Below are 9,682 nucleotides of genomic sequence, written 5' to 3' on the forward strand. Positions count from 1 at the left end.
TCGACCAGTCTAAATATACAAAAGCTTGCGAAACATTGGATAATGGCTTTGAAGATGCCTTTCAATACACGGTTATCGGAAGTGGCCACAATCGGCTAAAAAGCACCAACCTTCTTGAACGACTGAACCAGGAAGTCCGCAGAAGAGAAAAGATTATCCGGATTTTTCCCAACCGAGCGTCCGCCAATCGATTAATTGGAGCTGTCCTTATGGACCTTCATGACGAATGGCTCAGTTCTACAAGAAAATATATTAAGTTTGATCAATGAGAGACCGGTAAAACATTGTATAGTATTTTACACAGGATTATGGACTTGACTAAAATCAATAAAAGTAAATCAATGGTAATCTTATAATTAGTATTGGGTAAAGATAGGAAAACAAAGGCAATAATAGCTGGTTACATTTATTTAAAAAAGACTTGACAAGAATGGTTTACAATAGTAAACTTATCTCAAACATTTACGTTTACGAATGTAGACAATAAGGAGGGAAAGTGAATGAGTACAATAGTAGTTACCCCTCATATCACAGATGCTGAATGGGAAGTTATGCGTGTAGTCTGGGCGAATGGTCGAGTGACTAGTAAAGAAGTCATCTCCATATTGAAAGAAAAAATGGACTGGAAACAAGCCACTATCAAAACGCTCTTAGGTCGACTGGTTGAAAAAGGCGTACTAAATACAGAGCAAGAAGGTAGAAAATTTATTTATACTGCCAATATTGAAGAGAAAGAAGCCGTAGGAAATTATACAGACGATATTTTCAACCGTATTTGTCGAAAGAATGTCGGGAATGTAGTAGGGAGTATCATTGAAAATCATGTCTTAAGCTTCGATGATATCCAGCGACTAGAAGAAATATTAGAGATGAAAAAAGCTTTCGCAGTAGAAGAAGTGGATTGTCAGTGTACAGAAGGGCAATGCGATTGCCATTTACATCATCATGGAGAATAAGGAGCGAAAAAAATGAAGAATGAATCGTTTGCCATAGAAGGTATGACCTGTGCGTCTTGTGCGCAGACAGTAGAAAAAGCGGCAAAAAAAGTACGTGGGGTCACACAGGCTTCCGTGAACCTAGCAACAGAGAAGTTAAGTATAAAGTACGATGAACCAACATTTTCAATAGAAAATCTACAAAAAGCGGTAGAGGATTCAGGGTATAAAGTGGTCACCCAGGAAGGAATAACGCAGACTTTTGCAATAGAAGGGATGACTTGTGCGTCTTGTGCCCAGACAATTGAAAAAGCCGTTGGAAAGTTGTCGGGCGTAGATAAAGCTTCAGTCAATTTAGCGACAGAAAAAATGCAAGTTTCTTATAACCCGTCAGCAATTTCTGTAGTAGATGTGACTGGTGTTGTATCCAATAGTGGCTATACAGCAGTATTAGAAACAACTGAGACTCAAGATAATTCACGAGCAGAGAAGCGTGAGAAAAAAGAAAAAAGAATGAAGCAACTTTCAAATCGTTTTGGGATATCCATTATATTTACAATCCCTTTACTAATTATATCCATGGGTCCTATGGTCGGTATGCCTCTACCTAATATCGTTGACCCAGCGATAAATGCATTTAACTTTTCTCTTTTGCAACTTATTTTAACCTTACCAATAATGGTAGTGAGCTGGGAATATTTCCAGAAGGGGTTCAAAAGTTTATTTAAAGGCCATCCTAATATGGATTCTTTGATTGCCCTTGGTACCGCGGCCGCTTTTGTATACAGTCTGGCAGCGACGATCGGGACAGGCCTGGGTTACGGCAACTTTTCCGATTTACTTTATTATGAAGTAACTGGAGTTATCTTGACGCTCCATACATTAGGGCTATTTTTAGAAGGACGCTCAAAGGGGCAAATGTCCTCAGCTATTGAAAAATTAGTTAACTTGGCTCCTAAAACAGCTCGAGTGATACGTAATGGTGTGGAACAAGAGATTACTGTGGACGAAGTCGCTTTAGGAGATGTTATTCGAGTTCGTCCGGGAGAAAGTATTCCTGTAGATGGTGTTGTTGTTGAGGGACGCACTTCAGTCGATGAATCAATGCTGACAGGAGAAAGTATCCCCGTGGAAAAGGAAAGTGGAGACGAGGTTATTGGGGCTAGTATCAATAAAAATGGTTCCATTGATTACCGCGCGACTCGAGTGGGAAGTGATACAACTCTATCTCAAATCATAAAACTAGTAGAAGATGCACAAGGGTCTAAAGCACCTATTGCTCGAATGGCCGATATTATTACCGGATATTTCGTACCGATTGTTATTGGGTTAGCCATTTTAGCAGGGGTTGCCTGGTTAATTGCCGGTCAATCAGGGATATTTGCTTTATCCGTTATCATAACAACCCTTGTTATTGCTTGTCCATGTGCCTTAGGTTTGGCGACTCCAACAAGTATTATGGTTGGAACCGGAAAAGGGGCAGAACATGGTGTCTTGATAAAAAGTGGTGAGGCGTTAGAAACCACTCATAATTTAGACACGATTGTATTTGACAAAACAGGAACATTGACAGAGGGTAAACCTATCGTGACCGATATTTTGGCAACTCCTCTTATTACTAAAGATGACCTTTTATATTATGCAGCTTCCGGTGAAACAGGTTCTGAACACCCATTAGGCGAAGCCATCGTACAGAAATCAAAAGAAGAGAATATGACATTAGCTAAACCAGATCATTTTGAAGCGATTCCTGGACACGGGATTCGAGTTGAAATTGAGGGCAAAGATATGTACATTGGAAACCGTAAACTGATGCTAGAGCAAAAGATTGATTTATCAAGCATGGAAAAAGAATCCGATCGTTTAGCAGACGAAGGAAAAACACCGATGTATCTCTCTATTGACGGAGAGCTGGCTGGAATTATCGCAGTAGCGGACACACTCAAAGAAAATAGTGTGAAGGCTATTAAAGATCTTAAAAAACGTGGTGTTGAAGTTATCATGATTACTGGAGATAACAAACGTACAGCCAAAGCAATTGCTAAGCAGGTGGGTATTGACCATGTATTAAGTGAAGTATTACCTGAAGATAAAGCAGAAGAAGTCAAAAAACTACAAGAAACAGGCAAGAAGGTAGCGATGGTTGGGGACGGCATTAACGATGCACCCGCATTAGCTCAAGCAGATATCGGTATTGCAGTTGGATCAGGTACAGACGTGGCGATTGAATCGGCTGATATTGTCCTTATGCGTAATGATTTAACCGCTGTATTGACTGCGATTGATTTAAGTCATGCAACGCTACGAAACATTAAACAAAACTTGTTCTGGGCTTTTGCTTACAACCTTGTAGGTATTCCAGTTGCGATGGGTCTCTTGTATATTTTTGGCGGACCATTGATGAGTCCGATGTTTGCGGCAGTCGCCATGAGTTTCAGTTCCGTATCGGTCTTGCTCAATGCTTTACGGTTAAGACGATTCAAACCAGCAGTTGTTTAGAAAACACGTAGCTTATCTGGGATTTAAACTTCTTCCTATTCTATATAATAGGAGAAGATAAAAAAAAAGGGGAATAAAATAATGAAAAAAGAAGTCTTATTAGATGGCGTAAAATGTGCAGGTTGTGCGAACACGGTGCAAGAAAGATTTTCAGCTATTGAAGGGGTTGAATCTGTAGAGGTTGATTTAGCGACTAAAAAAGCAGTACTTGAAAGTCAAACAGAGATTGATACCGAAACGCTCAATGCTGCTTTAGCAGAAACTAACTATTCAGTATTAAGTGCATAAAGTACGAATACCATTTATTCATAGATAGTAGATAGAGATAAAGTATAGAACCCTTTTCATGAGAATTATATGCAGTGTTAGATGAGAGGGTTCTAAAACTTTAAAATCAGTCTCTAATCTAATAAGGAGAAATTAAAAATGAGGAATAACAAAAAACATTCGTCACATAGTCATCATAATCACGGCGACATGGATCACTCAAAACACGACCATAATGAAATGGAACATCACGGAGACCATAATCATCAACATGACGAACATGTTGGTCACGCTTATCATGAAGAACAGGTAGAAGAAGGAGCTCACGGGGGGCACCACGATCATCATGCTGGTCATGACCACGGCGGGCACAGTGGGCATGAACATCATCATCACGGAGACTTTAAGGAACTCTTTTTAAAGTCATTGCCATTGGGAATCATTATTATGTTATTATCCCCTATGTTTGGGTTCCAACTACCATTCCAGTTTACTTTTCCCTATTCGGATATTGTAGTAGCTATTTTATCTACTATATTAATTATTTATGGTGGACGTCCATTTTATCAAGGCGCAATAGACGAATTTAAACAAAAACAACCTGGCATGATGGCTCTCGTTTCTTTAGGTATTAGCGTTTCATATTTCTATAGTATTTACGCTGTTATTGCTACCTACGTCACGGGTGAACATGTGATGGACTTTTTCTTTGAATTTGCTTCGTTACTATTAATCATGCTGTTAGGTCACTGGATTGAGATGGAAGCTCTTGGAGCAGCAGGAGATGCACAAAAAGCTTTGGCTGAGTTGGTACCGAAAGATGCTCACGTTGTATTAGAAAACGATTCAATTGAAACACGTCCAGTTGCTGACTTGCAAGTAGGCGATTTGATTCGTGTTCAGGCTGGAGAAAATATTCCAGCAGATGGAATCATTCAGCGCGGCGAATCACGTGTTAACGAAGCACTTTTGACTGGGGAATCGAAACCAATTGAAAAAAATCCCGGAGATGAAGTTATCGGTGGATCAACCAATGGTGACGGAGTCCTCTATGTAGAAATACAACAAACGGGCGATAAGTCCTTCATATCTCAGGTTCAGACATTAATCAGTCAAGCTCAAAGCCAACCATCTCGGGCAGAAAATCTTGCACAAAAAGTTGCAGGATGGCTCTTTTATATTGCGGTTATTGTAGCGCTTATTGCCCTTGTTATATGGATGATTATCGCTGATGTACCAACGGCAGTTATTTTTACAGTCACCACATTAGTTATTGCTTGTCCGCATGCGCTGGGTCTGGCTATTCCATTGGTTACCGCACGTAGTACCAGCTTAGGGGCCAGTCGTGGATTATTAGTGAAAGACCGCGAAGCTTTGGAGTTGACTACAAATGCAGATGCTATGGTTTTAGATAAAACGGGAACTTTAACGACTGGTGAGTTTAAAGTACTAGATGTTGAACTCTTTAATGATAAATATACGAAAGATGAAATTGTTGCCTTATTGGCAGGTATCGAAGGCGGATCTAGTCATCCTATCGCTCAGTCAATTATCAGTTACGCAGAACAGCAAGGTATACGTCCAGTAAGTTTTGATTCGATTGATGTTATTTCTGGCGCTGGTGTAGAAGGTCAAGCTAACGGACATCGTTATCAATTAATCAGTCAAAAAGCATACGGACGTAATCTAGATATGGATATTCCAAAAGGAGCAACCCTCAGTGTCTTAGTAGAAAACGACGAAGCAATCGGTGCTGTAGCTTTAGGGGATGAATTAAAACCAACAAGTAAAGAATTAATACAAGCCCTTAAAAAGAACAACATTCAACCCATTATGGCTACGGGTGACAATGAAAAAGCGGCTCAAGGAGTGGCAGAAATTTTAGGTATTGATTATTTGGCTAATCAATCTCCTCAAGATAAATATGAATTAGTTGAAAAACTTAAAGCAGAAGAAAAGAAAGTTATCATGGTCGGTGATGGGATCAACGACGCACCTTCTCTTGCATTGGCAGACGTTGGTATAGCTGTTGGTGCGGGAACTCAAGTGGCATTGGATTCAGCCGATGTCATCTTGACACAGTCAGACCCGGGCGACATTGAATCCTTTATCGAGTTGGCTCAGAAAACCACACGTAAGATGAAAGAAAATCTTGTTTGGGGAGCAGGGTATAACTTTATCGCGATCCCAATAGCTGCAGGAATCTTAGCACCAATCGGCATAACATTAAGCCCAGCAGTCGGTGCCATTCTTATGTCACTTTCGACTGTAATTGTTGCCATCAACGCGATGACATTGAAATTAGAGCCAAAATAAACAGTTATTTGGCACATGAAATAATTGAATGACCTTATCGTGTAAAAATACAATAGTTTTACAGGAAAGGAAGAGATGGAATAATTTAAAAAATCATCTCTTCCTTTTTTAGTTTATAAGGAGGAAAAATTATGAGGCTGGTCCTTTTAGGGTTACCCGGTGCTGGGAAAGGCACTCAAGCTAAAAGAATCGCAGAGAAGTACCACCTGACGGCTATTTCAACTGGTGAAATGTTACGAGAAGCAGCCAAGGAGAAAGATACATTCGGACTCAGAGTGCAAGAATATATGAATAAAGGAGAGCTAGTTCCAGATGAGTGGATAAACTCATTGGTTAAGAGTCGCTTACAAGAAAAAGATGTTGAAAATGGCTTTGTTCTGGATGGTTACCCACGTACCCTACAGCAAGCAAAAGTACTCGAAGCTTACCTACAAAGTCAGAATCAGAATTTAGACGCTGTTTTCTTTTTAGATGTAAGTCAGGATACGTTAAGACATCGGTTAGCGCAACGAGGGAATCTTCGTTCAAAAGAAAAACTAGGAAATTCCCAAACCGAAGCAAAAAGAGAAAAAATTCGACTGGATGACAAACCAGAAGTGATTGAAAATAGGCTACACATTAATAAGGAATTAATGGAATCACTTATTCACTTCTACAAGGAGCGAAATCTGCTTTACGTTATCAATGGTGAAGGGGATTTTGACAATGTGTTTGACAATATAAATGAGGGTTTATTGTCTTTAAACAAATAACTACACAAATTGAACTTAAATTATGTGATTTAAAACAATTAACTAATGTAAGCTATGAAGGAGATTGAAGAATGAATGTTTTACTTAATGTAATCGATCCAGTTGCTATTTCAATTGGCCCGATAAAGATTTATTGGTACGGAATTATTATCGCTCTAGCGATGCTGATCGGCATTTCATTAGCTACAAAGGAAGCTCAAAAACTGGGACTTGAAGAAGATACCATGGTAGATATGGCATTATGGGCCATACCAATTGGCTTTATCGGTGCCCGACTTTATTATGTTTTATTCAAATGGGACTACTATATACAGAATCCGAGTGAAATCATCGCAATCTGGAATGGTGGAATTGCCATTTATGGGGGGCTAATTGCGGGTGGTCTCGCAGTATACTGGTTTGCAAGAAGAAAGAAAATGACGCTAAGTCTTTTACTAGACATACTGGCACCTAGTGTCCTCCTAGCTCAATCGATTGGTCGCTGGGGAAATTTCATCAATCAAGAGGCACATGGCGGTCCAGTCACCCGACAATTTTTAGAAAACTTGTACTTACCGGAATTCATCATTAACCAAATGAACATCAACGGAACCTATTACCATCCCACTTTTCTTTATGAGTCTTTATGGAGTTTAGTTGGTTTCGCCTTGTTGCTCCTTTTGCGGAACAAAAATCAATTCCTTCGCCAAGGAGAAGTGGCGCTCAGCTATGTCATTTGGTATTCAGCAGGAAGGTTTTTTATTGAAGGCATGCGGACAGACAGCTTATGGATAGGCGATTTCTTGCGAGTTTCACAAGGCTTGTCCCTCGTTTTGTTCGTAGCAGCAATGGGTGTTTGGATGTATCGCAGGTACTATACCTACCCGCCAGTACCCTATTATAAGGATGAACCCAAACTGTCCAAAGCAGCAAATTAAGGAGGTAAAAATATGCTAGACAGATGGCAGTTAATTAACAGAGAGACCGACAAAGTGGAAATGGAAGGAACATTGCAAGAGATTCTGGAAGAATTGGATGTGCTCTCTTCTGAAGAGATTTCAGATCAATACACACTAACGAAACCTCAAAATCACTCCACAGGAGATCATGAAAAAAGAAGAGCCAATGAATAAAGACCTTTTTAGGCTAAACGCAAAAGCTGAATCAGAAAAAGTTTACGACTTTTTGATTCAGCTTTTTTGTCGATTATGAGTGTACCTATAGTCGACGCAAATGGTCTGTTGAGTTCAAGGCGTTTTTAATGTAGACTATGAGTGTCGAATAATTAGTTTAAAAAGAGGTGAAATCATGAAAGTAGGATATGCTCGGGTATCTACTGCTGATCAAAACTTAGATCGACAGTTGGAAGAATTAAAAAAAGCTGGAGCTGAAAAGATTTTCCAAGAAAAGTTATCAGGAAAAACTATGACGAATCGAGAAGAACTTAAAAAAGCTCTCCAATTCCTACGAGAGAAAGACGTGCTGATTGTCGAATCCCTCGAACGATTAGGACGAAATTATGATGAAATTATTCAGATGGTGCAACATTTGGATCAAAAGGAAATTGGATTAATGGTATTGAACATGCCAATTTTGAGTCAAAACTTAGGTGATCCTCAGCTACAAAAGCTGATTCGGAATATGATTATTCAAGTCCTGTCATGGGCAGCACAAAACGAACGAGAAGAAAGCAAACGAAAGCAGCGTCAAGGAATCGAAATTGCGAAACGAAAAGGACACTACAAAGGGCGGCCAGTGAAATACTCCGCCCATGCAAAAAATCCAAGAGATCGCTTGACGTATCAGGCAATTGTTAAGAAATTAAAGCGTGAGGAACCAATTAAACGGATTGCTGAGGAAACAGGCGTGACTAGAGATACTGTTTACCGTATTAAAAAGGAACTGTTACCTCAAGCAGATATTCAGTCCACATAACAAATTATCTAACCTTTAGAAGACATTCTTCGTCTAAATACTTTTAGGCTTTAGAATTTTCTATATAAAATCAGTATTATTGAGCATGTTTAAGATTTATGCCTATAAGGGAGAGAACAAACATAGAAAAGACAATTACTTATTTCTATCCAGACACAAAAAAAGCGGCCTATCTGAAAGTATTTCAAGACCGGACGAATCAAATAAAAGGATTTTATTTTACGAAAGAGCACATAAAAGAGATTGAAAAACTGGATTCTTCTACGAATTATGCCATTTACTTCCTATTTGATAATAGTGACTTAGACAATAAGAAAACATATATAGGTCAATCTATAAATGGGGTAAAGCGCATATTTGATCACATCAATAAAAAAGACTTCTGGTCTTATTGCATTTTATTTGTAACGGATAATAATAGTTTTGATAAGTTAACCATAGATTATATGGAGTATGAATTTATTAAACGGTTTAAAAAAAGTAGCTTTACGCTTATGAATAAAGATCCTCGTACCAATGAGCCAAATATTAGCATGTATGACAAGCCTAATATCTTAGCATATATTAATCAAATTGAGTTTCTCTTAAGCGCGGAAGGAGTTTCGATTGATACTATTTCAACCGAGCAACTTAACGAACGATTTTATTACCTTTGATTTGTCAAATTAAGCGAGACAAAATATCATTGTCTACATGATCTAAGAAACACTCAAGTGGTGTTCGATAATTTAATGACTTTCTTGGAATGTTGTTTCTTCTAGAAGAAACGCTTGAAATGTACTCTTGTGTAACTGAATTGAAATCCATTTCTTTTGGTAGACCGGTTTTTCGTAGTAACCCATTTGAATTTTCATTTAGAGCTCTTTGAGAGGGCGTGCCTGGGTCTGCAAAATAAATGTCGATATCCTGTTGATTGCTGATGTTTTTCCAGTTTGAAAATTCTTTCCCGCAATCAAAAATAATCGATTTGAATAAGTTTTTTGGAACACCTTGAAACCA

Annotated in this window: 11 protein-coding genes; 10 read left to right on the top strand and 1 reads right to left on the bottom strand. The window is 38.8% G+C overall.

Features of this window, described 5'->3' with window-relative positions; all coding sequences use genetic code 11:
- The 10 genes from G470_RS0110080 to G470_RS0110125 all read left to right on the top strand — a co-directional run.
- Window positions 1–269: IS256 family transposase (locus G470_RS0110080; RefSeq protein WP_028274686.1), on the top strand; the 269-nt coding region annotated here is incomplete at its 5' end.
- 231 nt (window positions 270–500) lie between these two features.
- A complete protein-coding gene (locus G470_RS0110085) occupies window positions 501–956 on the top strand; it encodes a CopY/TcrY family copper transport repressor (RefSeq protein ID WP_028274707.1) in 456 nt (151 codons plus the stop codon).
- Between the two features lie 12 nt (window positions 957–968).
- The gene (locus tag G470_RS0110090; protein WP_028274708.1) at window positions 969–3,434 is read left to right on the top strand and encodes a heavy metal translocating P-type ATPase; all 2,466 of its coding nucleotides are present in this window, start codon (window positions 969–971) and stop codon (window positions 3,432–3,434) included.
- Between the two features lie 81 nt (window positions 3,435–3,515).
- Entirely contained in the window at window positions 3,516–3,722 is a 207-nt protein-coding gene (gene tcrZ / locus G470_RS0110095) for a copper chaperone TcrZ (protein WP_002294571.1), read from the top strand.
- A 138-nt stretch (window positions 3,723–3,860) separates the two neighbouring features.
- On the top strand, window positions 3,861–6,017 hold the full coding sequence (locus G470_RS0110100; RefSeq protein WP_028274709.1) for a heavy metal translocating P-type ATPase: 2,157 nt from the start codon (window positions 3,861–3,863) through the stop codon (window positions 6,015–6,017).
- 131 nt (window positions 6,018–6,148) lie between these two features.
- Window positions 6,149–6,769, top strand: a complete 621-nt coding sequence (locus G470_RS0110105) for an adenylate kinase (RefSeq protein WP_028274710.1) — start codon at window positions 6,149–6,151, stop codon at window positions 6,767–6,769.
- Window positions 6,770–6,840: 71 nt separating this feature from the next.
- Window positions 6,841–7,686 (top strand): prolipoprotein diacylglyceryl transferase, encoded by an 846-nt coding sequence (gene lgt, locus G470_RS0110110; protein ID WP_028274711.1) that lies wholly within the window; start codon window positions 6,841–6,843, stop codon window positions 7,684–7,686.
- Between the two features lie 12 nt (window positions 7,687–7,698).
- Window positions 7,699–7,881: a hypothetical protein gene (locus G470_RS14575; protein WP_028274712.1), complete on the top strand. Its 183-nt coding sequence runs from the start codon at window positions 7,699–7,701 to the stop codon at window positions 7,879–7,881.
- Between the two features lie 175 nt (window positions 7,882–8,056).
- Complete coding sequence (locus G470_RS0110120; RefSeq protein ID WP_028274713.1) at window positions 8,057–8,683, top strand: recombinase family protein; 627 nt, start codon at window positions 8,057–8,059, stop codon at window positions 8,681–8,683.
- A 98-nt stretch (window positions 8,684–8,781) separates the two neighbouring features.
- Entirely contained in the window at window positions 8,782–9,339 is a 558-nt protein-coding gene (locus G470_RS0110125; protein WP_028274714.1) for a GIY-YIG nuclease family protein, read from the top strand.
- A gap of 4 nt (window positions 9,340–9,343) precedes the next feature.
- Here G470_RS0110125 and G470_RS14240 read toward each other — a convergent pair.
- The coding region (locus G470_RS14240) for an IS30 family transposase (RefSeq protein ID WP_156908062.1) at window positions 9,344–9,682 on the bottom strand (339 nt) is incomplete at its 5' end.

The sequence above is a fragment of the Atopococcus tabaci DSM 17538 genome (assembly GCF_000429585.1).
Lineage (GTDB): Bacteria > Bacillota > Bacilli > Lactobacillales > Carnobacteriaceae_A > Atopococcus > Atopococcus tabaci.

What these genes read in the sequence shown, in the direction of transcription:
- G470_RS0110120 (WP_028274713.1), top strand. Translation starts at nt 8,057, where the DNA reads ATGAAAGTAGGATATGCTCGGGTATCTACTGCTGATCAAAACTTAGAT.
- G470_RS0110090 (WP_028274708.1), top strand. Translation starts at nt 969, where the DNA reads ATGAAGAATGAATCGTTTGCCATAGAAGGTATGACCTGTGCGTCTTGT.
- G470_RS14575 (WP_028274712.1), top strand. Translation starts at nt 7,699, where the DNA reads ATGCTAGACAGATGGCAGTTAATTAACAGAGAGACCGACAAAGTGGAA.
- lgt (WP_028274711.1), top strand. Translation starts at nt 6,841, where the DNA reads ATGAATGTTTTACTTAATGTAATCGATCCAGTTGCTATTTCAATTGGC.
- G470_RS0110105 (WP_028274710.1), top strand. Translation starts at nt 6,149, where the DNA reads ATGAGGCTGGTCCTTTTAGGGTTACCCGGTGCTGGGAAAGGCACTCAA.
- G470_RS0110100 (WP_028274709.1), top strand. Translation starts at nt 3,861, where the DNA reads ATGAGGAATAACAAAAAACATTCGTCACATAGTCATCATAATCACGGC.
- G470_RS0110085 (WP_028274707.1), top strand. Translation starts at nt 501, where the DNA reads ATGAGTACAATAGTAGTTACCCCTCATATCACAGATGCTGAATGGGAA.
- G470_RS0110125 (WP_028274714.1), top strand. Translation starts at nt 8,782, where the DNA reads ATGCCTATAAGGGAGAGAACAAACATAGAAAAGACAATTACTTATTTC.
- tcrZ (WP_002294571.1), top strand. Translation starts at nt 3,516, where the DNA reads ATGAAAAAAGAAGTCTTATTAGATGGCGTAAAATGTGCAGGTTGTGCG.